The sequence below is a fragment of the Candidatus Pelagibacter sp. PS_31 genome (genome assembly GCF_059417865.1).
In genome coordinates, this window is sequence record NZ_CM182069.1 from 824,041 (window position 1) to 849,805 (window position 25,765).

Here is a 25,765-nt window from a genome sequence, read left to right on the forward strand (position 1 = left end):
CATGGAAAATAACCTCAGCCTAGTTAAAGATACTTTTAAAGAACTTCCAAACAATATTGAAGCAGAGCAGGCTGTAATTGGATCAATATTAGTTCAAAATGAAACATTTGATGAAATAAATACTATTGTTTCTAGTGTTAACTTTTATGACCCAATGCATCAAAGTATTTTTTCAGCAATTGAAAGCCTAATTTACAAAGGGATGCTTGCAAACCCTATAACTTTAAAAAATTATTTTGAAAATGAAAAAGACGAATTAAATGTTCCTGAGTATTTAGTTAAAGTTACAAAATTTTCTACTCCTCCAAGACAAGCAATAGAATATTCAAGAATTATTTATGATATGTTCGTCAGACGTGAACTAATTAAGATATCTGAAAATACAATTGATGCTGCAAAATTAAATGCTCTTGATGTTAATGGACAAAATATAATTGAAAACTCAGAAAGATTATTGTTCGATCTTGCTGAAAAAGGTTCTTTCAATTCATCACTTATTAAATTTGATGAAGCGATGAAACAAACTATTGAGATGGCTTCAGCTGCTTATCAAAATGATGAGGGGATCGTTGGCGTTCCTACTGGCCTAAGAGACCTAGATGATAGACTGGGTGGGCTTCATAATTCAGATTTAATTATTATTGCAGGTAGACCTTCAATGGGTAAAACTGCTTTAGCAACAAATATAGCCTTTAATGCTGCTCAAAAACTACAAGAAAGTGGAAAAAAATCTGCGGTAGCTTTCTTCTCATTAGAGATGTCTTCTGAGCAATTATCAACTAGAATTTTAGCAGAACAATCTAGAATTAAATCAAACGATATAAGACGTGGAAGAATTTCTGATGAGCAATTTGATAAATTTATTGAGACTTCAAAAAATATTTCTGAACTCCCTTTGTATATAGATGAAACGCCAGCTATCAGTATCGCTGCTATGAGCAACAGAGCAAGACGTATTAAAAGATTATTTGGTTTAGATTTGATTGTTGTAGATTACATTCAATTGATGAGAGGATCTGGAAATAATAGAGATGGTAGAGTTCAAGAAATTTCCGAAATTACACAAGGCCTTAAGGCAATGGCAAAAGAACTTAAACTTCCAGTGATAGCTCTATCACAGCTATCAAGAGCGGTAGAACAAAGAGATGATCATAAACCTCAGTTATCAGATTTAAGAGAGTCTGGATCAATTGAACAAGATGCTGATGTTGTAATGTTTGTATATAGAGAGGCCTATTACTTAGAGAGAAAAGAACCTAGACCTGCAACTGTTGAGCATGCTGAATGGCAAGCAAAAATGAATGAAGTGTCAAATCTAGCAGAGCTTATTATTGGAAAACAAAGACACGGCCCAACGGGTAATGTTATGGTAGAATTTGAAGCAATGTTTACTAAATTTAAAGATACTCAAATTAACTAATATCCAATATATTAGCTGTGAATGCCGTCTCTATTTTATCAAAATATTGTTTTAAAAAATCCTAAATCAATTTTTATATTACTGTTAATTACTCTCTTAAGTTTTGGGTATTTTTCTAAAGATTTTAGGCTAGATGCCTCATCTGATACTTTGTTAATTGAAGGGGATCCTGATCTTGAGTATTTAAAAGAAGTCACTGAAAGATATGGCTCTAAAGAGTTTTTAATCTTAACTTATTCTCCCAATGAAGGAATGGTTACTGAATCTTCTATTAATAATCTTTTAAGTTTAAAATATAAAATCCAAAGTCTAGATTGGGTTCATAGTGTTATTACACTACTTGATATCCCTTTATTAAATAATTCAGAAGCACCTCTTCAAGAGAGATTGGAAAGCTTTAAAACTTTAAAAGATGAAGGTGTTGATACTGAAAGAGGATTTAATGAAATATTAAATAGTCCAGTTTTTAGAAATTTTGTAATAAGTGAGGATGGTAAAACAAGTGGCATTATTGTTTATATAAAAAAAGATGAACTAAAAGATATTGAAAATAAATCAGCTCAAGAAATTGAAGAATATAAAGATACTTTAAAAAAGAAAAATCATGAAAATATCACCCAAATAAGAGAGGTTATTAAGTCCTATGGAGATGTTGGAAAAATATACTTAGGAGGTATTCCAATGATCACTGATGACATGATGTCATTTATTAAAAGTGATATTATTGTTTTTGGTCTAGGAGTTCTTTTATTTATTATTGCTACTCTGTGGTTTATATTTAGAAAACTAATATGGATTATTGTTCCAATTAGTAGCTGCTTTTTTTCAGTTTTAATTATGACAGGTCTACTTGGTCTTTTAGGCTGGAAGGTTACTGTTATATCCTCAAACTTTATTGCTTTAATGTTAATTCTAACTATGGCAATGAATATTCATATGAGTACCCGGTTTCTACAATTAAGAGAAGATTTTCCAAATTTAGATAATTTAAAAATTATTATAATGACAACTAGCAAGATGTTTTGGCCTATTATTTATACAGTTCTTACAACTATATGTGCTTTTCTATCTTTAGTATTTAGTGGCATAAAACCTATTATTGATTTTGGGTGGATGATGACTTTAGGATTAATAACCTCTTTTATAATCACATTTACTTTACTCCCTACTCTATTGAGCTTTATGTCTAGCAATAAAGTAAAGATTAAAGAAGATGCAGACTCTAAAATTACTTCTTTTTTTGGTAAAATTTCTATTAACAATAAAAGTATAATTTTTTTAGTAACAGGTTTGGTTATTGCCTTAAGTGTTGTTGGCATAGGTAAGCTTGAAGTTGAAAATAGTTTTATAAATTATTTTAATAAAAATACTGAGATTTACAAAGGTATGAAACTTATTGATGAAAAACTGGGTGGCACGACGCCTTTAGAAATTATATTAAAATTTCCAAAAAATATCATAGTAGAGACTACCGAAGATGATGAATTTGAAAGCTGGGATGATGAAGATAGTAAAGATGATGAAAAATACTGGTTTACAAAAGACAAAATTGAAAAAATTCAAAATGTTCATAATTATTTAGATAATCTTCCTGCAGTTGGAAAGGTTTTATCATTTAGTTCAATTATTGAGGTTGCTACACAGTTAAATAATAACAAGCCCCTTGGAACCTTAGAAATGGGTGTGCTTTATTCAAAAATTCCAGAAACTATAAAAAAAGATATTATAGACCCTTATATATCCATAAAAGATAATGAAGCTAGGATAAGCCTTAGAATTATTGACTCACAGGATGGTTTAAGAAGAAATGATTTAATAAACCAGATAAATTTTGATCTAGAAAATAAGCTAAAACTTAACAAAGAGGAATTTAAGTTAGCTGGAGTTTTAATTTTGTTTAATAATTTACTCCAAAGTCTTTTTAAATCTCAAATACTCACATTAGGTTTAGTAATGGTTGGAATTTTTGCAATGTTTATGATTTTATTTAGAAATTTTAAACTATCTCTTATTGGTGTTGTTCCTAATTTTATTGCAGCTTTCTTTATTTTAGGAATTATTGGCCTGCTTGGAATACCCCTTGATATGATGACTATTACTATTGCTGCAATCACAATAGGGATCGCAGTAGATAATAGTATTCACTACATTTATAGGTTTAAAGAAGAGTTTTTAAAAAATAAAGATTATAATAAAACACTAAAAGTTTGTCACTCAACAGTAGGTGTTGCAATTCTCAATACTTCGATAACCATTGTCTTTGGTTTTTCAATTTTGGTTTTCTCTAAATTTATACCCACAATTTATTTTGGTGTGTTTACTGGTTTAGCAATGTTACTTGCAATGATTTCAGTATTAACTTTGCTGCCCTCTCTTCTGCTAATTAGTAAACCATTCGGAAAATAATATTATTATGCTTGATGCTTTAAAAGATTTTTATCAAGTGGTGTCTTTAATAGATCTAATATTTCTAATCATTACAATTTTTTCAGTTATCAAGTGTTATAGTAAAGGTTTTGTTTTAAGTTTATTGTCAGCTTCAAAGTGGGTATTGGCTTATGTTGTAACTTTAATTCTATTTCCAAAAGTTAAGCCTTATTTTAAAAATATAATTGATAGTGAATATGTCTTAGATATTACGCTCGGCATAACTATTTTTGTTTTAGTTATCTTTATTGTTCTAATTGCAAATAAGGCTATTAGTAAGACGGTAAAATTTGTTGGACTAGGAAGGCTCGATTCTTTATTTGGGTTATTTTTTGGATTTATTCGAAGTTATGTAATCTGTATTTTTTTATTTTCAGCTATAGATATTGTATATAATTATAGTAAATGGCCGATTAATACTGATAAATCATACGCCTTTCCATATATAGAAAAAGGTAGTAATTATTTATTAAAAGAGTTTCCAAATGAAAAAAACTATCAAGATTCTAAAGAAAAAATTCAAGATTTATAATCCTAAATTAAATGAAGAATGCGGTGTATTTGGTATAAGCAATAGTGATGATGCTGCTGCTCTAACTGCATTGGGTCTTCATGCTCTTCAACATAGAGGTCAAGAAGGTTGTGGAATTGTATCATTTGATGGAGAAAAATATCATTCAGAAAAAAGATTTGGTTTGGTTGGAGATAACTTTAATAAAGAAAAAGTTTTAAAAAATTTACTTGGAAAATATGCTATCGGTCATAACAGATACAGTACTACTGGTGAAAATACCTTAAGAAATATCCAACCTTTTTTTGCAGATACTAACGCAGGTGGTATTGGTGTTGCCCATAATGGGAATTTAACTAACTCTGTTACACTTAGAAATAAGTTAGTTGAAGATGGTGCAATTTTTTACACAACATCAGATACTGAAACAATTGTTCAATTAATAGCAAAGTCAAAAAGAAACAATACAGTTGATAAAGTTATTGATGCAATATTTCAAATTCAAGGTGGTTACGCATTGGTTATGCTCACACAAAACACATTAATAGGTGTTAGGGACCCACATGGAATACGACCTTTAATTATTGGTAAAATAAAAGATAGTTACGTCTTGGCGTCTGAAACATGTGCGCTAGATATTATAGGAGCAAAGTACGTAAGAGATGTAGAAAATGGTGAAATTGTTTTGATTGAAAATAATGAGTTAAAAAGTTTTAAACCCTTCCCAGCAAGAAAAGTTAGGCCTTGTGTTTTTGAATATATTTATTTTGCAAGACCAGATAGTTTATTAGATGGAAAATCAGCCTATGAGCATAGAAAAAATTTAGGAATAGAACTTGCTAAAGAAAATAAAATTAATGCAGATATAGTAGTTCCTGTACCAGACTCAGGAAATGCTGCAGCACTCGGATTTGCTCAACACTTAGGAATTAATTTTGAATTAGGTTTAATTAGAAATCATTATGTTGGAAGAACTTTTATAGAACCAAGTCAAAAAATTAGAAGCTTGGGAGTTAAATTAAAATTAAATGCTAATCAATCTACAATTAAAGATAAAAGAATTATTTTAATAGATGACTCGCTTGTCCGAGGAACAACTTCACACAAAATTGTTAAAATGCTTTATGACGCTGGTGCAAAAGAAGTTCATGTTAAAATTGCCTGTCCAGAAATTAGGTATCCAGACTTTTATGGGGTGGATACACCAACTAAAAAAGAGCTTCTTGCAGCAAACAAAACAAATGAAGAAATTTGTGAATATATAGGTGCTAAATCTTTAGATTTTTTATCACTTGAGGGGTTGTATAGAGCAATAGGATTTGAAAAACGTAATGACACGTACCCTCAATTAACTGATCATTATTTTACAGGTGAATACCCTGTTAAGCCTATAGATGAGCTAGGTGATGATAAAATTACTCAATTATCATTACTAAGCACTGCTTCGAATAGCTAGAGTAACTATTACACAATTCTCATAAAGAAGAGCTAAACATAAAGACTTTAAAATAAACTTTAAATCCTTATATATAAATTAATGATCACTCATAAAGAGCACATAATCAAATATTTTGAATCTGGAATTAAAGATATTAAAGATTTTAAAATTGGTATTGAGCATGAAAAGTTTTTATTTGATGAAAAAACAAATCGAAGAGTAGATTACCCTACTGTCCTTAAAATGTTTTCACTACTGAGTGAGTTTGGCTGGAAGCCAATAATGGAAAAAGAAAATATTATTGGATTACAGAAACAGGGAAAAAGTATTACTCTTGAGCCTGGAAATCAAATTGAATTATCAGGTGATAAATTAAACAATATTCATGAAGCTTGTGCTGAGTCTCATGATTATTTATTTGAGTTGCAACTAGTAACTAAAAAATTAAATTTAAAAATTGTTAGTGCCGGTTTTGATCCTATTTCAAGCCTTAGTGAAGTCCCTAATAATCCAAAACAAAGATATCAAGTAATGACTAAAGATATGCCTAATGGGGGTTCTTTGAGCTTAGATATGATGTATAGGACTTGTGGTACACAGCTTAATTTAGATTACGATTCTGAAAAAGATTTTATTAAAAAATTTAAGATAATAAATTCTATTGTGCCCATATCTATTGCATTATTTGCAAATTCTTCAATAGTTGAAAAAAAAATAGCAGTTACAGTTCTTATCGATCAAAAGTTTGGCAAGAGACATCTAGAGGTGGTTTACCTGAAGTTTTTTTTGATAATATGGATTTTGAAAAATATGCAGATTTTTCAATAAACTTTCCTTTATTATTTATTCAAAATGAAAAAGAATATTTATCAGGAAGCAATTATTCATTTTCAGACTTCATGAATGGAAAAATTAATAAAATTAATAACAGACTTCCAACCGAAGACGATTTAACCACTCACTTAAGTACAATTTTTACAGAAAATAGACTTAAGAAATATATAGAATTAAGATCAATGGATACTTGTGGTTGGGATTGTTTGTGCTCAGGACCTGCTTTTAACACTGGAATTTTATATGGTAACTTAGATGAAGCTTATGAATTAATTTCTAAATGGGATAAAAACAAAATAATTAATGCCTACCTAGAGGCACCTAAAAAAGGTTTTAATACCGAGTTAATGGGAAAAGATCTATTACATTGGTCATCATTGCTGCTTGGCATTTCAAGAAAAGGATTATTAAACAGAGATATTTTGAATAAATCTAATGATAATGAGGCTAAATTTTTAAATCACTTAGATAAACTAATTGATAATAAGACAACAAACGCAGATCATATGATAGATAAATTTTCTAAGAATGAAAATTTAAACGATTTATATGACAAATAAGATAGTTGCAATTCAAGGTGATCATCCTTCAAAACTAAAACCTCTAACTGATACTAGTATATTTCTAGCTGTTGAAGCACAAAGATTAAAATACAAAATTTTTTATTATGAGCCTGAAGACCTTTCTATAATCGACAATAAGGTCATAGCTAATGGATTTTATGTAGAGTTTAATTATTCAAATAAACGTTTTTTTAAAATATTAAATAAACAAAAACTGGAACTTACTAAATGTAAGTATATTTTGATACGTCAAGATCCTCCTTTTAATTTAGAATACATTTCAACAACTTACATATTGGATAAGATAAAAAATAAAGTTAAAATTATTAACAATCCAACATCTATTAGAAATATCTCTGAAAAACTATATTCAACATTTTTTCAAAAATATATGCCCAATACAATTTTCACAAAAGATATGAATGAAATTAATAAATTTTTTTCTAAAAACAAAAAAATGATTATAAAACCTATTCATAGCTTTAGTGGAAATGATATTCACTTATTTCAAAACAAAATAAATACTAAATTTATTACAAACTTTATTAAAAAACACGGACATATCATGTGTCAAAAATTTTTACCTAAAATTAAGTTTGGAGATAAAAGAGTTTTTATAATTAATGGTAAAGTTTGTGGTGCCATCTCTAGAGTTCCAAAAAAGGGATCTTTTTTAAGTAACATGAGTAAAGGAGCTATACCTATTTCTATAAAATTAACAAAATTAGAAAACAAAATTTCAAATTTAATTGGTAAAGATCTTAAAAAAAATAAAATCTATTTTTCTGGTATTGATTTTATTGACCAAAAATTAAATGGAGATATTAATGTAACTTCTCCTACGGGACTAAAGTCTTTTTATGATCTTACAAATATTAATCTTGCAAAAGTATTTTGGAAAGGATTAGGAGCTTGAATAATTTATCTGAACAGCAAAAAGGTTCTTTACTCGCATTTGTTGCAGTAATGTTCATTACTCCTGATAGTTTATTTATAAGACTTTCTAATGTCGATACTTGGGGGCTTGTTTTTTATCGAGGTCTTATTCCTTTTGTCACTGTATTTTTAGGAATGTTATTAATTTATAAATTGAATTTCTTTAAAATGCTTTTTTCAAGCGGCTATCATGGCCTGCTCTATATTGGTACTTTTTCTGTAACCAATATTACTTTTGTTGTTTCAATACAAAATACCAATGTTGCAAACACATTGGTTATGATTGCAATGGCACCCATGTTATCAGCAATACTTGGAGCGATATTTTTAAAAGAATTACCTGATAGAAAAACATGGATTACAATATTTGTAACCTTTACCGCTGCTATTTATATATTCTACGATTCGTTACAATTAGGTAATTTTTTTGGAGATATATTAGGTTTAATAACTGCTTTAGGCCTTGCTGTAGGTGCTGTTACTATCAGATCTGCAAAAGACAAGAACCTAATTCCAGCAGCTGTTGTTGGAAAATTAATTGTAGCTATGTTTGCTCTCCTATTTATTGAAAGTTTTGCACTGGTGGATAGTGATCTAATTATCGTTCCATTAATGTGTATTATGTGTGTTGCTATACCTTTTGTACTAGTCACTATAGCTCCAAGATTCATACCTGCAGCTGAAGTTAACTTGTTTTTTTTATTGGAGACAATAATTGGTCCTATTTGGGTATGGATGATTATTAAAGAGCAACCCAGCCTTGAGACTATCCAAGGTGGTGCTGTTATCATCACAGCTATTGCAATCCACTCTTTTATTAAACTGAAGAATTCATAATTTAATCATAATAAAGACTTGATTTGAAAGTAGATGAGAAATATGTACGGTCAATTTTATGAATAAAGTTTTAAAGAATTCTTGGGCACTGTTTTTAGGTATTGGGTTCTTAATGATGGCCTATGGATTTCAAGGGTCCCTATTAGGTGTAAGGGCTGTTCAAGAGCAATTTAGTCTAACGGCAACTGGGTTTATGATGTCAGGTTATTTTGTTGGGTACTTTATAGGTTCAATGATAATTCCTAATCTTATTTCCAGAGTAGGTCATATTAGAGTTTTTGCAGCTTTTGCGTCTTTAGCATCATTGGTTATATTGGTTCATTCAGTTTTTATTAATCCTTATGTTTGGTTTATTCTAAGAGTTTTAACAGGAATAAGTATGGTTTGTATTTATACTGTTGCTGAAAGTTGGTTGAACGACAGGTCAACTAATCAAAATAGAGGAAGTGTTTTATCAATTTATATGGTTATTTTATATGGATCAATGGGTATAGGAATGTTTTTATTGAACTTTAGTAGACCTGAAAATTATCAACCCTTTATATTAGTTTCAATTATTACGTCTGTTGCCCTTATGCCTATTCTCTTAACTAAAAAAAAACCACCTACATTTAAAAAAATTCAAGGTATGCCTTTAAAAGAACTTTATGAAACTTCACCGTTTGGAATGGTAAGTGCTCTTTTTTATGGAACAATCCAGTCAGCGCTATTTACATTGTTAGCAGTATATGCGGCATCGATGAATTTTACTATTTTTCAAATATCACTTGTAACTTTTCTTTTAGCAATTTCTGGCGCTATATCTCAATATCCTATTGGAAAACTTTCTGATAAATATGATAGAAGAAAAGTAATAGTAATTTCAACATTTGGAGCATCTTTATTTGCTTTACTTGCTATTCTATCATCAGGTCAAATGTACTTACCAGGTGAATTAGCAACTGACAGAACTTGGTTTTACATATCTTTAATATTATTTTCTATATGTAGTCTTCCAATGTTCTCTTTGATTTGTGCGCACACGAATGACTATATACCGAAAGAAAAATTTGTAGCAGCTGGAGCTGGTATACAGTTTACATTTGGCCTGGGTGCCATGAGTGGTCCATTCCTTTGTTCTATATTTATGAATATTGTTGGTTCTAATGGTTTTTTTGTATTTTTACTTTTCTTTCATGCTTTAATAGGTATGTTTGGTATCTATAGAATGAGAATTAGAGATACAGTTGAAAACCCAGACTCTCAATTCATTGCTATGCCTTCAACTATTACACCTGCTGGTATTGAATTAAACCCAACAACAGAACTTATTGAAGAAACAAAAAAACCTGAAGAAGTTCAACCAGCAACAAATCTTTAAGCATATTGGCCAGCCACATACCCCGAAGACCAAGCCCATTGAAAATTATAACCACCTAGATGGCCAGTAACATCAACTACCTCTCCAATAAAAAATAATCCAGGGTGTTTATTAGACATCATTGTTTTAGAAGAAATTTCTTCAGTATCAATACCACCCAAAGTAACTTCAGCAGTTCTATAACCTTCGGTTCCAGTTGGATTTATCGCCCAAGCATTTATAGAATTACTCAAACTGGCTAATACTTTGTTAGATAATTCACATATATTTCCATTAACATTATTTTCATTACAGATTATATGAGCTAACCGTTTAGGAAGAATTTCAGAAACTATAATATTTATATCTTGTTTAGGATTAGAAGTTTTTCTATCATTTAGAAATTTATTTACATCTAGTTTTGGTGACAAATTAATCATAATATCATCTCCTAATTTCCAATAAGAAGAGATTTGCAGTATAGAGGGTCCACTCAAACCTCTATGGGTAAACAACATACCCTCCTCAAAAAAAATCTTTTTAAATGAAACAACTGCTTCAACAGATAACCCAGTAAGCTCCTTACATATTGCTAGTATTTTTTCACTAAAAGTTAAAGGAACTAACGCAGGTAATGTTTCAATAATTTTTAAATTAAATTTTTGAGCAATATCATAACCAAATTTACTTGCTCCAATTTTTGGAATAGATAAACCGCCAGTTGCAATAATTAATGACTGACAAGAATATTTATCACTCCCAACAACTATAAAATATTTATCATTTTGTTTATCAATATCATCAATTGTTGTATCTTTTTTTAAAACTACATTTGCCATCTCACACTCTAAAAGTAACATATCTATAATTTGTTGAGCACTTTCATCACAAAAAAGTTGTCCTAATTTTTTTTCATGAAATTTAATATTATGTTTCTTTATTAAATCTATGAAGTTATTTTGGGTGTATTGTTTTAAAGCTGATATTACAAATTTTGGATTATTTGAAATAAACTTACTGGGGTGTGTATGTATGTTTGTAAAGTTACATCTTCCACCACCTGATATTCTAATTTTTTCTCCTATTTTTTTTGCATGATCAACCAAAAGTACTTTGCGTCCACGTTTACCAGCTTCTATAGCACTCATCATGCCAGCAGCACCTGCACCTACTACAATAACGTCAAATTTTTCTGTCATGGATTATTAATAATATTTAATAATGTGGAGGTTTTTTATCAATCATAACCATACCTGCTTCATCACTGTTCTCTAATTCGTTAATTCTTTTTTCAAGATTTGAAACTTGTTTTTTTAAAACTGATACTTCTTTTTGTTGAGAATACAGTTCATCACTCATTTGGGATATTTCATTTTGAAGAAAGCTGATCTGTTCTTCTAATTTTTTGACTAAATCTTCCATATAACTGCAACTTAAAAGAGTTTCAAAATAAATCAAATAGTCAATTATGAAAATTTTTGTTAAGGTTAAATCATTAGATAATAAAAAATTATGCCCTCATTTGATGTAATCAGTAAAGTTAGTTACCCAGAATTTGATAATGCTCTTGCAAACTGCCTAAGAGAAATTGGTAATCGATTTGACTTTAAAGGGCTTAATATTTCAATTGAAAGAAAAGATAAGATTATCACCACATTAGCTCCCGATGAGCTAAAATTAAAACAAGTTAATGAATTATTACAGGTTCATCTTATCCGACGAAAAGTAGATCCAAGAGTATTATCAGTTAAAAATTCAGAAAATGCTGCAGGTTCATCAATCAGACAAGTTAGTGAACTAGAAGAAGGTATTAGCCAAGAAAATGCAAAAAAAATTATTGCTGAAATAAAAAAATTAAAACTTAAAATTCAGATTAAAATTCAAGGAGAAGAATTACGAGCTGAAGGAAAAAAAAGAGACGATCTTCAGGAGGCTATGTCAGCAATAAGCGCTATTGATATTGGTCTTCCAATAGAATTTGTTAACTTTAGAGATTAAAAATCATAAAATAACAATCATAGGTTGAACTCATTTTAGACAGCATTTAAAAAAAATAATATAAATCTTATTGAGTATTCATGATTTATTTGATCAAATAATTTTTTTAAAAGAATGCCTTTAAGAAATAAAAAAAAAAAAAATTAAATCTTCAAAAAATAAGTCTAGCTTAACAAAGCTAGCTTCTATTACCACCAATACTTTAAGTAATGCATATTCAAAATATAGAAAAAACTTAGAAAATAAAAAAATCAAAAAAATTAAGTTAAAAAAACTTGAAGAAAAAAATGAGATTTTAAAAGAACAAAAAGAATTAAAAATTTTGAAAGAAAAACTTCAAAAAGAAAATAATAAATTAAATTTAAAAGATAAAGAATTAAAAACTAAAGAAGAGTCTATTAAAATAGAAAATAAAAGACTAATTAAAAAAGATGAAGATTTGGGTCAAATTGACAAAGATCTCAGAGTAAAAGAAAAAGAGCTTAAACTTAAAGAAGAAGAGCAAAATAGAAAAGAATTAGATTTAAGAGTTAGGGAAGAAGAACAAAAAAACAAAGAATTAAAGGAAAGAAGAAAAAAAGAAAAATTTTTAAAAGAAATAAGAGAGCAAGAGGAATTAAAGAAAAAAATTGAAAATATTAAATTGAAAGAATGGGAAGAAAAATTTGACCAAGAACAAAAATTAAAATTACAAGAAGAATTAATAAAAGAACAAAAGTTTAAAGAAAGAGAATCTGCAAAAAAAGAGATAGATAATAATCAAGACTCAGAGGTAACTACTTCAGCTTTAGAAAATTTTAAAATCGACAAAACCTCTCAAAACTAAACTTGGATAAAGAAAACGCAAGTAAACTGTGGAAAATGATACAGGAAGCTGGCGATTATTTGGTGGGTCAGTTACCAAGCCATCCAAATCATCCTAAAGGAAGAAACCCCTACGCCCATGTTGCTTTATGTGTCAAAGAGAAATTTGAGAACTCTTATAAAGATATACCTGACGAACAATTTGATGAAGTTGTTAAATATATTGAATTTTTAAAACAAAATCCTAGTTAGATTTTTTTAAGGTCTCTAATAATTGATCCACATCACTCTCTTGAGTATTCCAGGCAGCAACTAATCTAACTGCTTGTCCATCAAGCTCATCTTCATTCATTTTGTAGCCTTCAGAATTTAAATGCTCAATCATATTTCTTGGAAATTTTGCAAAAACTTCGTTCGCTTCTGTTGGATATGCTAGTTTAATACTATTATGTTTTGCTAATCCTTCACTTAATTTTTTTCCCATCTTATTTGCATGTCTTGCATTCCTTAACCAGACATCATTTGAAATATATGCATCAAGCTGAGCAGATACAAAACGCATCTTAGATAATAAATGCCCTGCTCTTTTCATTAAAAAAGCAATATTACCCACTAGATTTTTATTAAAAAAAATTATTGCCTCTGCTGCAAGACAACCATTTTTGGTTGCTCCAAATGATAAAACATCAATGCCTGATTTCCAGGTCATCTCAGCAGGAGTACAATTTAATGCAGTTAAAGCATTAGCAAATCGTGCTCCATCCATGTGCATGTTTAAGTTGTGCTTATGCGTAATTTCAGAAATCTTTTTAATCTCATCTAATTGGTATACTTCTCCTGTTTCACAAACTTGAGTAATGCTTACTGAGGCAGGTTGAGTATGATGCACAATGCCTTTACCAGTAATAGACTGATCTAATTCTTCAGGTGTTATTTTTCCATTTATTCCATTTAAAGTAACTAATTTTCCTCCCCCTGTATAAAACTCAGGTGCCCCACATTCATCTGTATTAATATGAGAAAGTTTATGACAATAAATATTACCATATGATGGTGTCATTGTTGCTAAAGCTAATGCATTAGCAGCCGTTCCTGATGCAGTTGGAAAAACAATTACATCTTTTTCAAATAGTTCTGAAAACTTCTTTTGTAAATCAGCTGATATTTGATCATTGCCGTATGGAGTGCTATCACCATCATTAGCTTTCAATATCGCATCTAATACCTCAGGACATGCGCCCGCTACATTATCAGAAGCAAATTTTATTCGCTCTCTTTTTGTTTTAACTGTTGCCATATTTATTGTTTTGGAAAATAATCTTTTAATTCACCTTCACGGTAAACATCTGCTGTACAACAATGAAGGCCTCCACCAAATGCATAAGCATCTCTTAAATCAACAGGGATTACTTCCATTCCTAATTTATCTAATTGTTCTGCCTGATATACCTCACTTTTTTCAACACAAACAGTTTTTGGATCTAATACTAGAACGTTCATTGATAACCAAGTTGAAGAATAACATAATGGTGGTGGCTCATTATGTGCGGGTTGTGCGCTATCAATAATTTCCCATCCATTATTTTCAAATAATTTTCTTTGTTCTTTTGGCAATCTTCTTTGAGGATTATTAATGATTAATCCTTCTTTAATAGGAGTAAAGGTTGCATCGATATGAATTGGATAAGGATCACCTGGAAAATTAACAGCATGAACTCTATGATCTTTAAAATGTCTTTTAAGCCAATCAATTCCTTTAAGATTAGTAGTAAATCCATGCTGAACTACTAAATCTTTTCCAAATCTTAAAACATCTGCTGCATCAAATAATGGTTCTTCTTCAGTTGTTACAAAAAACTTATCTTCAGTCCACTCTAATCTTTTTTGAATACCAATTTTATCAGATAAATAATCTTTCCTATAATCTGCATCAGTTAACCTTGGTTTTGGCGCAGACTCGTGTCTCATATTAGGGTCATCATTATAATATTTCTGTAATAATGGTCGGTAACAAAGGTACTCGAACCATCTACATCTATAACTCATTGTCGCCTCTAAAATTTCACTACCCACAGTTAACAACACATCTCGTGGTGGCATGCAGCCAAACATTGTTTCCGCCTCCCAGTCTGGTGTAGATGTTTTTTGGCTAAAATCTATTGGGTCTGGTCTATCGACCTTGATACCTCTTTTTTCAAGCATGTTTGAAAAATTGTCTAAAAGTTCATTTGCCTTATCAACTGTATCTTTTGTTCTTGGTCCAAACTGACCTCGCATGTCACTGTCCTCTGGAACTTTTGCATCTAATGCAGGTTCTGGTGCTGGAATACAAGTACCATCAGCTTTGCCAACAATTACATGTTTTAAAGGATCCCATTCATTCCAACTATTAACTACAGTTTTTTCACTCATAATTTATGATTTGATAATATTATGTTCTGGACCAAAAGGAAACTTAGTAATGTTTTCTGCATTATCTTTTCCTATAACCAAGATATCATGCTCTCTATATCCACCAGCTCCTGGTTTACCCTCTGGTATCATGATCATTGGTTCCATAGAAACCACCATGTTTTCCTCTAAAACAGTATCTATATCTTCACGAAGTTCTAATCCTGCTTCTCTTCCATAGAAATGAGATAGGACACCAAATGAATGACCATAACCAAATGTTCTATAATGAAGATAACCAAGCTCAGCAAATAGTTCATTCAACTCATGACAAATATCAGAACATTTTACACCTGGTTTAATTAGCTCTAATCCTCTTTTATGAACTTTAACATTTGCTTCCCAAGCTTTTAAGGATGCATCATCAATTTTATCTAAAAAAAGAGTTCTCTCTAAAGCTGTGTAGTACCCTGAAATCATAGGGAAAGTATTTAAAGAAAGAATATCTCCTGATTTTAATTTTCTATTGGTTTTTGGGTTATGAGCACCATCCGTATTAAGTCCCGACTGAAACCAAACCCATGTATCCATATATTCTGCATCAGGGTACGTTTTTGCAATTTCACGCTCCATTCTATCTCTACCGGCTATTGCAATTTCAAGCTCGCTTTCTCCAACTTTAATATTTTTGACAATTTCTTCGCCCCCAAGATCAGCAATTCTTGCACCATTTTTAATAATTTCTATTTCTTCAGCAGATTTAATCATTCTAAGTTGCATTAAATCTTTTGAAACATCGCTGAAAACTGAAAAAGTAAAAATAGACGTAAGCTTTTCTTTAACATCTAAGGTTACATGATCATTTTCAATACCAATATTCTTAGGAGGTTCGTCTCTTCCAATAATTGAAACAATTGCTTTTAAAAAATTATCTCTTTTCCAATCAGTATAAATAACATTATCACTATGAGATCTACGCCAAGGTTGACTAGCATCAATGTTTGCTGAAATTGTTGAAATTTTATTAGCTGTTACTACACAGCCATAAGGTCTACCAAAAGAACAATAAATAAATCCTGTATAGTAAGCAATGTTGTGCATTGAAGTTAAAATAATCATATCAAGATTATTTTTACTCATTGTGGTTCTTAATTTAGTTAATCGACTTTGATATTCTTGATCTGTAAAAGGTAGTTTAGCCTTTTCACCATTCTTTAGAGTAAAAAAATTTGGTCTTTCCATTATAATTAATTAAGAGCGATAAACCGTCTATTAGTTTTAATTGTAAGACTATAATAAATGATAGACATAAAAAGAAAGAAGCCACCTATTATCGTATTAGTCGACGGAATTTCATTAATTCCTAAAATTGGAACCCATACCCAAAAAATTCCTCCTATAACTTCGGTTAGTGACAATAAAGTAAGTTCTGCAGCGGGGATTGCTTTTGATCCAATAGAATATAAAATTAAACCCATACAAACTAACGTTCCATGTATAGAAAATAATGCTCCGTTATAACTTGAAGACAAGAAAACCATATCATTAGATAAAATAACTATTGCAGCAACTACAAAGCAAAATAAACCTGCAAAAGCTACTGTTGTAAATTTTGGTGTTTCTTTTTTCCATCTCAAAGTCACTGAAAAAACAGAAAACCCAATTGAAGAAGTCATCCCAAAAATAAGCCCTAATAAAGAATTTTTTTCAGTATTACCAATGGCTATGATTATTATTCCAACGGTTGCAATAAATATAGCTATCCAAACATTAAGTGAAATTTTTTCTTTTAAAAATAAGAAACCTAATAAAGCTGTAAAAAATGGCATTGCAGCTAAACAGAGTAAAGTAACGGCTGCACTAGTATTTGTTATTGAATAAATAAAGGTAATCATTGCAATACCTAGTCCCGTTCCGCCAATGATACCTGAAATTCCAATCTTTAAATAATTCTTATAAAAATCTTTTCCCTCTTCAAAAAAAAGATAAAGATTTAAAATCAAAAAAATTGTAAGACCACGTGCAAAAATATATTGCCATGGAACTAAATTGGGTTGATCCATGTATCTTACAACCAAAGGTCCAAAGGACCATATAAGACCTGCTAATAAAACTACTGGAATTGCAATTTTTTCATTTTTTTGCTCAATCATAATTCGATACTTAATGCTTATTAATTGGCACTACAATAAAAATGAGATCTATTTAAAAATATTAATATTTGAACCAATTGGAGAATAGCAATCAATAAGTTCGCTCTTTTTAAAATTTGACTGACCATGTTTAAATAGGCCCCAAATATTAGACTCTACAAAAGATTTTATTCTAAAAGATTCTTGACCTTTGAGTACCTTGATTTCTAAATTTCCATTATGAGTTGTAGTAAGCCTTGCTTTTATAAATCTAGTAAAATTTTTTTTCTTAAAGAAAGAATTTTTTAACTTAGCTTTAAAAGGTTTTTCCTCCTTAACTCCAAGGATATTTAAAATATAGGGATATACAAAAAATCTAAAGCAGGCGGAAGAAGAAATAGGATTACCTGGAAGCCCAAAGAAAGCCTTTTCACTTCCTTTAAATTTAGCAAATAAAATTGGTTTACCCGGTCTAATGGCCACCCCTTTGAAAAAATTTGATAAATTAAATTTTTTTACTACAGAGGGGATAAAATCATGTTTACCTGCTGAAACAGCACCTGAGGTAATTATGATATCTATTTTTGATCTAAGATTTTTATCAATTTGTTTTTTAAAAAACTGTTCATCTTTATCTCTCAAAATTCCACCTTCTATATAATTAAACAAAAAATTATTAGATAAAGATTTTATATAATGACTATTTGAATTTCTAACCTTCCAATCAGCAATATCTACATTATTTGAAATTTCATTTCCTGTGGAAAAAAATAAAATATTAAGCTTCTTTTTAACTTTAATACTTTTAATACCCAATGTTTTAAAGGCTAAGATATGTGATGGCTGGATAATAGTTCCTTTATTAATAACTAATTCCTTTTTTTTATAATCAGATCCCGCATGTCTTATATGTTGATTAGTTTTAATCTTTTCATTTATTACGATAGACTTTTTATTGTTAGTAAACACAATTTTTTCTATGGGAATAATGGTATCAAAATATTTAGGAATTAGAGCACCCGTCATCACTTCAACAGCTTGAAATTTTTTTACCTTATTTAATTTAGGATTATCACCTGCTGATATTGATTTTAAAATTTTAAATTCTTTAGGATTTTTTTTATTAATCGTAGATGTGTCTTTAGAATTAATGGCAAAACCGTCAAATGCAGCATTAGTTCCTGCAGGATAATTCACAGGACAGTAAATGTCTTGAACATTAATTCTATTTAATGATTTTGATGTGTTTATAACTTCATCTTTAATGTTTATTTTTGATTTTATTAAAATATTTTTTGCTTTTTTGTAATCAATCATTTTTATCAAGATTTAAAATAGTTTGAGCAACTTCAAGGTCTTCTTTGGTATTTATATTAAAAAAAGGATCATAATTTTTTATTTTAATATCAATTGTACTCACACCAACTTTATTAGCCCATTCCTCAACTTTTCGATAATTATTTATTATTAAATCTTCTTCTAATTTTTCCATTAAATCAATTGACCATAAACCAAAAATATTATGTCTTTTTTCGTTAGATTTAACAAAATATAAACTGCTTTTACTTTGTTCAATTCTTGTTTTGTATTCTTCAATAATAATTGGATCAAAAAATGGAGTATCAGATGGAAAAGTTGCAATCCATTTGTATGATTTTTTATTTTCTTTTACCCACTTCATGGAACTTAGCACTCCTGCTAAAGGTCCTAGATCATTAAAACAATCTGGAATTACTGTGGTATTTTTTGCTTCTTCTATCTTCAATGGATTACTTGAGACAATCAATATTTCTTTAAATTTATTGCTAATTTTGAACAAAACATGCTCTAGCAATGTTTTGGATCCAAGTTTTACGCAATTTTTATCTTGCCCAAATCTTTTTGATTTTCCACCTGCTAGTACAACAGCTAAAATATTGTTATCATTCATTAATCAAAATATAAAACATTAATCTCTTAATTAAAGAATTATAATGGACCTAAGAATTCTCGAAATTGCATCTAACACAGCAAATCACAAAATAGTTAAAAATCATACCCATCACTCAAAAAATAAAAACCCCTTGTGTGGTGACGAAATGGAAATCAGATTAATTGTGAAAAATGATAAAATTAAGGATATGGGTTACCAGTGCCGTTCATGTGTATATTGTCAGGCATCAGTTAGTATGCTGTCCCAAAAGATTATTGATCAAAATATAAGTGATATTAAGTCTCTTATTATTTCAATTGAAGGTTTGTTTAATGAAACAGATATTAAAATTGAAAAAAAATGGAATGATTTCAAAGAAATTATGAATAAAGATAATATCTCAAGAAAAGAATGTCTTTTATTACCGTTTAAAACAATATCGAAGGCATTGAAGTTTTAATCATGATTAACATTACTAAAGAAAAACTTTTAAAAGCATCTATCGCAGGAGTTTTATCAACTATTACTATTGGGTTTCTTACGCTGCTCACATATAAAACTACAATGGGGTTATTTTTAGCGGCCTCTTTTGGTTCTTCAATGGTATTACTATACGGATTTCCTGAAAGCCCATTCGCTCAACCTAAAAATATATTCTTTGGTCATTTCATAACTGCACTAATAGGAATTTTGTTTGTAAACTATGTTGATCTACCAATATTTATAAATATTGCCTTAGCAGTTGGGTTCGGTATTTTTTTTATGATTGTGTTAGATGTTGTTCATCCACCAGCAGGTGGAAACCCTATTATGGTCATCATTGGAGGTGTTTCATTTGAATATTTAATAAATCCTATAATTTTTGGTTGTTTAATAATTTTAATTTTTGGAATAATCTTAAATAAATTTATTTTAAAAAAGAACTACCCCTTAAGTTAATCCAATGACCTCAAAATATAAAATACAAAAATATAAGTCTAATAATTTAAATAATGTAGAAGACTTAATCTCTATTGAAGAACCTTTAGAAATTTCAATCAAATTTAAAACTAAAGAAACTTGGATACAAAATATAATCTCTATAACAATGAGAACGCCAGGTAATGATGAAGACCTAGTTAGAGGTTTTCTTTTCAACGAAAAAATTATTGAAAAAAATGAATATATTGAGAAAATTGAGAGTGTTGGAGATTATGTAGGTGAATATAAACTTCAAAATAAAATTGTTGTCACATTAAACAATTCTGAAAACATAGATATTGATAAGATTAAAAGAAATTTTTTAACAAATTCATCTTGTGGTGTTTGTGGTAAAACCTCTTTAGATTCATTAGAGATTATCAAAAAAGATAAGGTCTTAAAATCTTTACCTAAAATCTCTAAAGAAATAATTATCAAATCTCCTTCTGTGCTAAGGGATAATCAATCAGAGTTTTCTAAGACAGGTGGCATTCATGCTAGTGGCCTATTTACAAGCGATGGTGGAATAGTGTGTATAAAAGAGGATGTTGGTCGACATAATGCTCTTGATAAATTAATTGGTTATTCATTAAATAAGGGATTATTAACCCCCTCTTCCCAATTTATAACATGCTCTGGAAGACTAAATTTTGAGCTAGTTCAAAAGGTTTTAATGACCAATATTGGTATTCTAATTGGAGTTGGTGCGCCAACAAGTCTAGCAATCGATTTAGCTAATAAGTTTGACATTACATTGATAGGTTTTGTAAAAGAAGATAGTTTTAATATTTATAGTAATGAAGACAGAGTGATAATTAAAGGTTAATAAGTGTCAAAAAATATAAGTAATTTATCCGGCAGAATAGGTTTAAAGAATAATCTGTTCGAAAAAATATCTGAACGATCATTAAAATCAAATAATGCTGATGGTATAAAGGAAATTGCAAAAGAATATAACATGGGTATCTCAACTATACATGGTGCAGAAAGTTTTTATGAATTTTTAAGACCCTCTCATAGAGAAAAAAAAGCTTTTGTTTGCAATGGAAGCGCTTGCATGTGTGCTGGTACTCAAGAGCCGCTTAAAAAAAAATTACAAGAAAAATTAGGTGACGATAAAGTTGGTGAAATGTTTTGCCTTGGTCACTGCTATGAAAATAATGCTTTTCATTATGATGGTGAGAATTATGCCGGAAACGATATTAATAAGATTGATCAAATAATTAAAGGTGAAGACATAGTTCAAGAAAAATTCTTTTCTAAAAGTTATGCCTCAACTAGTTTTTTAATGGATGACAAACTTTCTAATTTAGATCAATTTAAGGAACAATTAAAAAAATTTATTGCTACTGACAAACAAGAGATAACTAAATCCCTCCTAGACTCTAATTTAACTGGCAGAGGTGGTGCTGGTTTTCCTACCGGTATGAAATGGGATTTTTGTAGAAAAGCTTCTTCTGAAAAAAAATATGTTATATGTAATGCCGATGAAGGTGACTCAGGTGCTTTCTCTGATAGATATTTATTAGAAGATCAACCATTAAAAGTTTTATTTGGAATGGTTATTTGTGGTTATGTTATTGGTAGTGATGAAGGTGTTTTATATATAAGAGGAGAGTACCCAAAATCTATAGAAGCAATTAATGGAGCAATTAATTCTTTAAAAAAAGCAGGCTTACTTGGTGAAAATATTTTAGGAACTAAATTTTCTTTTGATTTAAATATTTGTATTGGTCAAGGTGCTTATATTTGTGGAGAAGAAACAGCATTGATTGCATCAATTGAAGGAAGAAGAGCTGAAGTAGATGTCAGACCTCCCTTCCCTGTCACTGAAGGTCTTTACAAGAAACCAACAGTTGTGAATAATGTTGAAACATTAGCTGCAGCTACGGGTATACTTATCAATGGAGCTGATAAGTTTTCTGCAATTGGAAATAAAAAATCTGCTGGAACCAAATTAGTTTGCTTTGATAGTTTTTTCAATAATCCAGGTGTTTATGAAGTTGAAATGGGAACACCAATGAAAAAAGTTTTAAATGATATTGGTGGTGGTTTTAAAGAGCCCATTAAAGCATTACAAATTGGAGGTCCATTAGGAGGTGTAATTCCTATTACCGAGATTGAAAAATTAAATTTAGATTTTCAAGAATTTACTGCTGCAGGTTTTATGTTAGGACACGCAAGTATAGTAAGTATTCCAAAAGACTTTCCTATGGTTGAATATATCCATCATTTATTTGAGTTTTCTGCCGAAGAATCATGTGGAAAATGCTTTCCTGGAAGACTTGGTTCTTACAGAGGTAAGGAAATGTTTGATCAAGCAAAGAATAAAACTGCTAAGATTCCATTAAAATTACTAAATGAGCTGCTCGTAACTATGCAAAAAGGCTGTTTATGTGCTTTGTGTGGAGCAATTCCTACTCCCATCATGAATATATTAAAATATTTTGGTGATGAAATGAAGGATGATATGGTGAAAGATAATTAATGAGCTCAGAAAAAAGAAAAATCGCCTACATAGATGGAAAGCCATATGAAATTGGTCCAAACCATACCTCTGTTTTAAATTTTGTAAAAAGTTATTTGGGTGAAAAAAAAGTTCCAACCCTTTGTGATGATCCAAATTTAGCCCCTTATGGTGCTTGTAGAGTTTGTTCTGTAGAGGTGGCTCTTGTAAAAGATGGTCCAACTAAAGTTGTAGCATCATGCCATACACCAGTTGGTGAAAACCAATACATCTTTACAAATAATGAAAATTTAACGGCTTTAAGAAAAAATATTGTCGAACTAGTTTTAACTGACCACCCAATGGAATGTGGAACTTGTGAAGTAAATAATAATTGCGAACTACAAGATGTTGCAAATGATTTAGGTATATCAGATCATAGATATAACAGCCCAAAACAACACAAGGGTATTGCTAAAGATACATCTCACGATTATATGAGAATGAATTTAGATAACTGTATTAACTGTGGAAGATGTGTTCGTGCTTGTGACGAAATTCAAGGATCTTTTGTTTTAACAATGAGTGGTAGAGGATTTGAGTCTAAAATCACAACTGACAACGATGCATTGTTTGGAGATTCGTCTTGTGTATCTTGTGGTGCTTGTGCACACACATGTCCAACAGATGCTATCTCTGATGTTTATCAATCAAAATCTGTTGCAGTAGATAAAAAAGTTAGAACGACTTGCTCTTACTGTGGTGTTGGATGTAATTTAGAAGCATCAATTAAAGATAATAAAGTTGTTGCAATATCTACGCCTAAAGAATCTGAAGTTAATGCAGGTCACACTTGTATTAAAGGAAGATATGCATTTGGATTTTACGATCATCCAGATAGGTTAAAAACTCCTTTAATTAAAAGAAATGGAAAATTTGAAGAAGCATCATGGGATGAAGCATATGACTTTATTAAAAAAGAATTAAATAGAATTACAAAAAAAAGTGGCCCTGATGCTGTAGCTGGAATTTCTTCTGCAAGATGTACTAATGAAGAAAATTATGTATTTCAAAAAATGATTAGAGCTGCAATTGGAACTAATAATATTGATTGTTGTGCAAGAATTTGTCACTCACCAACAGCTTGGGGAATGCAACAAACTTTTGGAACTGGTGCTGCAACTAATTCTACAGAAGATATTTATCACGCAGATTTATTTATGGTTATAGGAGCAAATCCTACAAATGCTCACCCTGTTACTGGAGCAAAAATTAAACAACAAGTAATGAAAGGAAAAAAACTAATAGTTTTAGATCCAATTACTACTGAGCTTGCTAAACTTGCTGATTATCATATTAAACTTAGACCAGGAACAAATGTGGCTGTTTTAAATATGATGTTACATTTTATATTAAAAGCAAACCTTTATGATAAAGATTTTGTTAGAGATAGAACTGAAGGTTTTGCGAATTTCATTAAAGAAATTGAGAGACAAGATATGGATCATCTAGCGAAAGTCGCTGGTGTTGATAAACAGTTAGTTAAAGAAGCAGCAATTGCTTATGCGACAGCTAAAAACTCTATGGAATTCCACGGTTTAGGAGTTACTGAACAAGAACAAGGATCTAAGACGGTTATGTTAATTGCTGATCTTGCCATGATTACTGGAAATATTGGTAGAAAAGGTGTTGGAGTTAACCCATTAAGAGGACAAAATAATGTCCAAGGTGCAGCTGATATGGGTTGTCAACCTCATCAAGGTGCAGGTTATTTTGAAGTAGCTGATGAAAAAGTTCAAAATTTTTACACTGAAAAATATGGAGTGGTTCACCCAACCAAAGCAGGATTAAAAATTCCAGAAATGTTTGATGGTGCTATTAATAAAGAAGTTAAAGCTGTCTGGATTATTGGAGAAGATATCGTTCAAACAGATCCAAATAGTGCACATGTAGTTCAGGCAATGAACTCGTTAGAATTATTAGTTGTTCAAGAAATTTTTATGAGTGAAACAGCAAAACTTGCAACAGTAGTATTACCTGGAACAACTTTCTTAGAAAAAAATGGAACCTTTACTAATACCGAAAGAAGAATTCAAAGAGTTAATCGAGCTGTTCCTCCATTACCTGGTACTAAAACTGATGGAACAATTGTAACAGACATGATGCAAAAATTAGGCTTTGACCAACCTGAATATGACGCTGATCAAATTCTAGCAGAAATAGCAGATGTCGTTCCATTCTTTAAAGGTGTAACAAGAGAAAGACTTGGTAAAATGGGATTACAGTGGCCAGTTCAAGAAGATGGAACTGACACTCAAATTTTACACCAAGAAACTTTCAAACTTGGAAAAGGACGTCTTAAAAACTTTGATTGGAAAGAGTCTACAGAAATTGAAACTAATAAAAAAGAATATCCATTAATTTTAACAACTAGTAGAGTTCTACAACATTACAATGCTGCGACAATGACAAGACGTACAAGTAACATCAATATAGTTTCTGAAGACTTATTATTAGTTCACCCAAATGATGCTAACAAAAGAGAGTTAAATACAGGTGACATAGCAAGACTTTATTCTGGACGAGGAGAAGTTGCTCTAAAAGTAGAGGTTACAGATAAAGTTAAAGAAGGCATAGTATTCACAACATTCCATTTTCCAGAACATATGGTCAATATGGTAACCGGTCATGGTAAAGATGAAGAAACAATGTGTGCAGAATATAAAGTGTCAGCAGTTGAAGTTCAAAAAATCTCAAACCAATTTAAAACTGAAATCAAACCAAAAGAAAATCAAGCAGAAGTTAACTAATTGATAA

General features: G+C 30.1%; 24 protein-coding genes and 1 pseudogene. 17 read left to right on the plus strand and 8 right to left on the minus strand.

From position 1 onward, the window contains the following. Position 1: 1 nt before the first annotated feature. The 9 genes and pseudogenes from AC5SLN_RS04445 to AC5SLN_RS04485 all read left to right on the plus strand — a co-directional run bounded on the left by AC5SLN_RS04445 (position 2) and on the right by AC5SLN_RS04485 (position 10,326). The gene (locus tag AC5SLN_RS04445) at positions 2–1,420 is read left to right on the plus strand and encodes a replicative DNA helicase (protein ID WP_006997211.1); all 1,419 of its coding nucleotides are present in this window, start codon (positions 2–4) and stop codon (positions 1,418–1,420) included. A 21-nt stretch (positions 1,421–1,441) separates the two neighbouring features. After that, on the plus strand, positions 1,442–3,826 hold the full coding sequence (locus AC5SLN_RS04450) for an efflux RND transporter permease subunit (protein WP_494592917.1): 2,385 nt from the start codon (positions 1,442–1,444) through the stop codon (positions 3,824–3,826). A gap of 7 nt (positions 3,827–3,833) precedes the next feature. Beyond that, positions 3,834–4,379 carry a CvpA family protein gene (locus AC5SLN_RS04455; RefSeq protein WP_494592919.1) on the plus strand — a complete coding sequence of 182 codons (546 nt, stop codon included), beginning with the start codon at positions 3,834–3,836 and terminating at the stop codon, positions 4,377–4,379. After that, positions 4,333–5,814 (plus strand): amidophosphoribosyltransferase, encoded by a 1,482-nt coding sequence (gene purF / locus AC5SLN_RS04460; RefSeq protein WP_494592921.1) that lies wholly within the window; start codon positions 4,333–4,335, stop codon positions 5,812–5,814. Before AC5SLN_RS04455 ends, purF begins: the two co-directional genes overlap by 47 nt. Before the next feature lie 81 nt (positions 5,815–5,895). Further along, positions 5,896–6,624, plus strand: coding sequence for a glutamate-cysteine ligase family protein (locus AC5SLN_RS04465; protein WP_494592923.1), 729 nt, complete (start codon positions 5,896–5,898; stop codon positions 6,622–6,624). Further along, positions 6,570–7,190: pseudogene (locus tag AC5SLN_RS04470) on the plus strand (glutamate-cysteine ligase family protein); the annotation flags it as partial. The gene AC5SLN_RS04465 and the pseudogene AC5SLN_RS04470, both read left to right, overlap by 55 nt. Next, on the plus strand, positions 7,180–8,109 hold the full coding sequence (gshB, locus tag AC5SLN_RS04475; RefSeq protein ID WP_494592924.1) for a glutathione synthase: 930 nt from the start codon (positions 7,180–7,182) through the stop codon (positions 8,107–8,109). The pseudogene AC5SLN_RS04470 and the gene gshB, both read left to right, overlap by 11 nt. Then, a complete protein-coding gene (locus AC5SLN_RS04480; RefSeq protein WP_494592926.1) occupies positions 8,106–8,966 on the plus strand; it encodes a DMT family transporter in 861 nt (286 codons plus the stop codon). Before gshB ends, AC5SLN_RS04480 begins: the two co-directional genes overlap by 4 nt. Before the next feature lie 58 nt (positions 8,967–9,024). Beyond that, complete coding sequence (locus AC5SLN_RS04485) at positions 9,025–10,326, plus strand: MFS transporter (RefSeq protein WP_494592928.1); 1,302 nt, start codon at positions 9,025–9,027, stop codon at positions 10,324–10,326. Here AC5SLN_RS04485 and AC5SLN_RS04490 read toward each other — a convergent pair. Both AC5SLN_RS04490 and AC5SLN_RS04495 read right to left on the minus strand, forming a co-directional pair. Further along, positions 10,323–11,504, minus strand: a complete 1,182-nt coding sequence (locus tag AC5SLN_RS04490) for a BaiN/RdsA family NAD(P)/FAD-dependent oxidoreductase (protein WP_494592930.1) — start codon at positions 11,502–11,504, stop codon at positions 10,323–10,325. The two genes, AC5SLN_RS04485 and AC5SLN_RS04490, sit on opposite strands and share 4 nt — an antisense overlap. A 16-nt stretch (positions 11,505–11,520) precedes the next feature. Continuing rightward, positions 11,521–11,727 (minus strand): SlyX family protein, encoded by a 207-nt coding sequence (locus AC5SLN_RS04495; protein WP_020169202.1) that lies wholly within the window; start codon positions 11,725–11,727, stop codon positions 11,521–11,523. A 90-nt stretch (positions 11,728–11,817) separates the two neighbouring features. Between AC5SLN_RS04495 and AC5SLN_RS04500 the strand changes: the two genes are divergently transcribed. From AC5SLN_RS04500 to AC5SLN_RS04510, 3 genes are all read left to right on the plus strand, one after another. Continuing rightward, entirely contained in the window at positions 11,818–12,303 is a 486-nt protein-coding gene (locus AC5SLN_RS04500) for a YajQ family cyclic di-GMP-binding protein (RefSeq protein ID WP_494592932.1), read from the plus strand. A gap of 322 nt (positions 12,304–12,625) precedes the next feature. After that, positions 12,626–13,129 carry a hypothetical protein gene (locus tag AC5SLN_RS04505; RefSeq protein WP_494592934.1) on the plus strand — a complete coding sequence of 168 codons (504 nt, stop codon included), beginning with the start codon at positions 12,626–12,628 and terminating at the stop codon, positions 13,127–13,129. Between the two features lie 2 nt (positions 13,130–13,131). Beyond that, complete coding sequence (locus AC5SLN_RS04510) at positions 13,132–13,359, plus strand: hypothetical protein (protein ID WP_494592936.1); 228 nt, start codon at positions 13,132–13,134, stop codon at positions 13,357–13,359. Here the strand turns inward: AC5SLN_RS04510 and AC5SLN_RS04515 are convergent. From AC5SLN_RS04515 to AC5SLN_RS04540, 6 genes are read right to left on the minus strand one after another with little or no spacing between them, the layout of a single operon-like run. Further along, positions 13,352–14,404: a threonine aldolase family protein gene (locus tag AC5SLN_RS04515; RefSeq protein WP_494592938.1), complete on the minus strand. Its 1,053-nt coding sequence runs from the start codon at positions 14,402–14,404 to the stop codon at positions 13,352–13,354. The genes AC5SLN_RS04510 and AC5SLN_RS04515 overlap by 8 nt on opposite strands. Before the next feature lie 2 nt (positions 14,405–14,406). Continuing rightward, positions 14,407–15,519 (minus strand): serine/threonine protein kinase, encoded by a 1,113-nt coding sequence (locus AC5SLN_RS04520; RefSeq protein WP_494591360.1) that lies wholly within the window; start codon positions 15,517–15,519, stop codon positions 14,407–14,409. 3 nt (positions 15,520–15,522) lie between these two features. After that, positions 15,523–16,740 (minus strand): aminopeptidase P family protein, encoded by a 1,218-nt coding sequence (locus AC5SLN_RS04525; RefSeq protein WP_006997225.1) that lies wholly within the window; start codon positions 16,738–16,740, stop codon positions 15,523–15,525. 5 nt (positions 16,741–16,745) lie between these two features. Further along, positions 16,746–17,651 carry a DMT family transporter gene (locus AC5SLN_RS04530; RefSeq protein WP_494592940.1) on the minus strand — a complete coding sequence of 302 codons (906 nt, stop codon included), beginning with the start codon at positions 17,649–17,651 and terminating at the stop codon, positions 16,746–16,748. Positions 17,652–17,699: 48 nt separating this feature from the next. After that, positions 17,700–18,947 carry a molybdopterin molybdotransferase MoeA gene (locus AC5SLN_RS04535; protein WP_271627089.1) on the minus strand — a complete coding sequence of 416 codons (1,248 nt, stop codon included), beginning with the start codon at positions 18,945–18,947 and terminating at the stop codon, positions 17,700–17,702. Beyond that, positions 18,940–19,560 carry a molybdenum cofactor guanylyltransferase gene (locus AC5SLN_RS04540; RefSeq protein WP_494592942.1) on the minus strand — a complete coding sequence of 207 codons (621 nt, stop codon included), beginning with the start codon at positions 19,558–19,560 and terminating at the stop codon, positions 18,940–18,942. The genes AC5SLN_RS04535 and AC5SLN_RS04540 overlap by 8 nt, the downstream gene beginning before the upstream one ends. Before the next feature lie 43 nt (positions 19,561–19,603). Between AC5SLN_RS04540 and AC5SLN_RS04545 the strand changes: the two genes are divergently transcribed. Genes AC5SLN_RS04545 through fdhF form a run of 5 tightly spaced genes read left to right on the plus strand, consistent with a single transcriptional unit; the run spans position 19,604 to position 25,758 of the window. Continuing rightward, on the plus strand, positions 19,604–20,002 hold the full coding sequence (locus tag AC5SLN_RS04545; RefSeq protein WP_006997229.1) for an iron-sulfur cluster assembly scaffold protein: 399 nt from the start codon (positions 19,604–19,606) through the stop codon (positions 20,000–20,002). Between the two features lie 2 nt (positions 20,003–20,004). Next, on the plus strand, positions 20,005–20,481 hold the full coding sequence (locus AC5SLN_RS04550; RefSeq protein ID WP_494576415.1) for an HPP family protein: 477 nt from the start codon (positions 20,005–20,007) through the stop codon (positions 20,479–20,481). Positions 20,482–20,485: 4 nt separating this feature from the next. After that, positions 20,486–21,328, plus strand: a complete 843-nt coding sequence (gene fdhD, locus AC5SLN_RS04555; protein WP_494592944.1) for a formate dehydrogenase accessory sulfurtransferase FdhD — start codon at positions 20,486–20,488, stop codon at positions 21,326–21,328. A 3-nt stretch (positions 21,329–21,331) separates the two neighbouring features. Next, on the plus strand, positions 21,332–22,990 hold the full coding sequence (locus tag AC5SLN_RS04560) for an NADH-ubiquinone oxidoreductase-F iron-sulfur binding region domain-containing protein (protein ID WP_494592946.1): 1,659 nt from the start codon (positions 21,332–21,334) through the stop codon (positions 22,988–22,990). Next, entirely contained in the window at positions 22,990–25,758 is a 2,769-nt protein-coding gene (gene fdhF, locus AC5SLN_RS04565) for a formate dehydrogenase subunit alpha (protein WP_494592947.1), read from the plus strand. Before AC5SLN_RS04560 ends, fdhF begins: the two co-directional genes overlap by 1 nt. The last annotated feature ends 7 nt before the right edge of the window (positions 25,759–25,765 follow it).

Coding starts and splice junctions, on each gene's coding strand:
- AC5SLN_RS04500 (WP_494592932.1), top strand. CDS start 11,818: ATGCCCTCATTTGATGTAATCAGTAAAGTTAGTTACCCAGAATTTGAT.
- AC5SLN_RS04490 (WP_494592930.1), bottom strand. CDS start 11,504: ATGACAGAAAAATTTGACGTTATTGTAGTAGGTGCAGGTGCTGCTGGC.
- fdhF (WP_494592947.1), top strand. CDS start 22,990: ATGAGCTCAGAAAAAAGAAAAATCGCCTACATAGATGGAAAGCCATAT.
- AC5SLN_RS04525 (WP_006997225.1), bottom strand. CDS start 16,740: ATGGAAAGACCAAATTTTTTTACTCTAAAGAATGGTGAAAAGGCTAAA.
- AC5SLN_RS04515 (WP_494592938.1), bottom strand. CDS start 14,404: ATGGCAACAGTTAAAACAAAAAGAGAGCGAATAAAATTTGCTTCTGAT.
- gshB (WP_494592924.1), top strand. CDS start 7,180: ATGACAAATAAGATAGTTGCAATTCAAGGTGATCATCCTTCAAAACTA.
- AC5SLN_RS04485 (WP_494592928.1), top strand. CDS start 9,025: ATGAATAAAGTTTTAAAGAATTCTTGGGCACTGTTTTTAGGTATTGGG.
- AC5SLN_RS04530 (WP_494592940.1), bottom strand. CDS start 17,651: ATGATTGAGCAAAAAAATGAAAAAATTGCAATTCCAGTAGTTTTATTA.
- purF (WP_494592921.1), top strand. CDS start 4,333: ATGAAAAAAACTATCAAGATTCTAAAGAAAAAATTCAAGATTTATAAT.
- AC5SLN_RS04550 (WP_494576415.1), top strand. CDS start 20,005: ATGATTAACATTACTAAAGAAAAACTTTTAAAAGCATCTATCGCAGGA.
- AC5SLN_RS04450 (WP_494592917.1), top strand. CDS start 1,442: ATGCCGTCTCTATTTTATCAAAATATTGTTTTAAAAAATCCTAAATCA.
- AC5SLN_RS04455 (WP_494592919.1), top strand. CDS start 3,834: ATGCTTGATGCTTTAAAAGATTTTTATCAAGTGGTGTCTTTAATAGAT.
- AC5SLN_RS04495 (WP_020169202.1), bottom strand. CDS start 11,727: ATGGAAGATTTAGTCAAAAAATTAGAAGAACAGATCAGCTTTCTTCAA.
- AC5SLN_RS04445 (WP_006997211.1), top strand. CDS start 2: ATGGAAAATAACCTCAGCCTAGTTAAAGATACTTTTAAAGAACTTCCA.
- AC5SLN_RS04535 (WP_271627089.1), bottom strand. CDS start 18,947: ATGATTGATTACAAAAAAGCAAAAAATATTTTAATAAAATCAAAAATA.
- AC5SLN_RS04540 (WP_494592942.1), bottom strand. CDS start 19,560: ATGAATGATAACAATATTTTAGCTGTTGTACTAGCAGGTGGAAAATCA.
- AC5SLN_RS04520 (WP_494591360.1), bottom strand. CDS start 15,519: ATGAGTGAAAAAACTGTAGTTAATAGTTGGAATGAATGGGATCCTTTA.
- AC5SLN_RS04545 (WP_006997229.1), top strand. CDS start 19,604: ATGGACCTAAGAATTCTCGAAATTGCATCTAACACAGCAAATCACAAA.
- fdhD (WP_494592944.1), top strand. CDS start 20,486: ATGACCTCAAAATATAAAATACAAAAATATAAGTCTAATAATTTAAAT.
- AC5SLN_RS04465 (WP_494592923.1), top strand. CDS start 5,896: ATGATCACTCATAAAGAGCACATAATCAAATATTTTGAATCTGGAATT.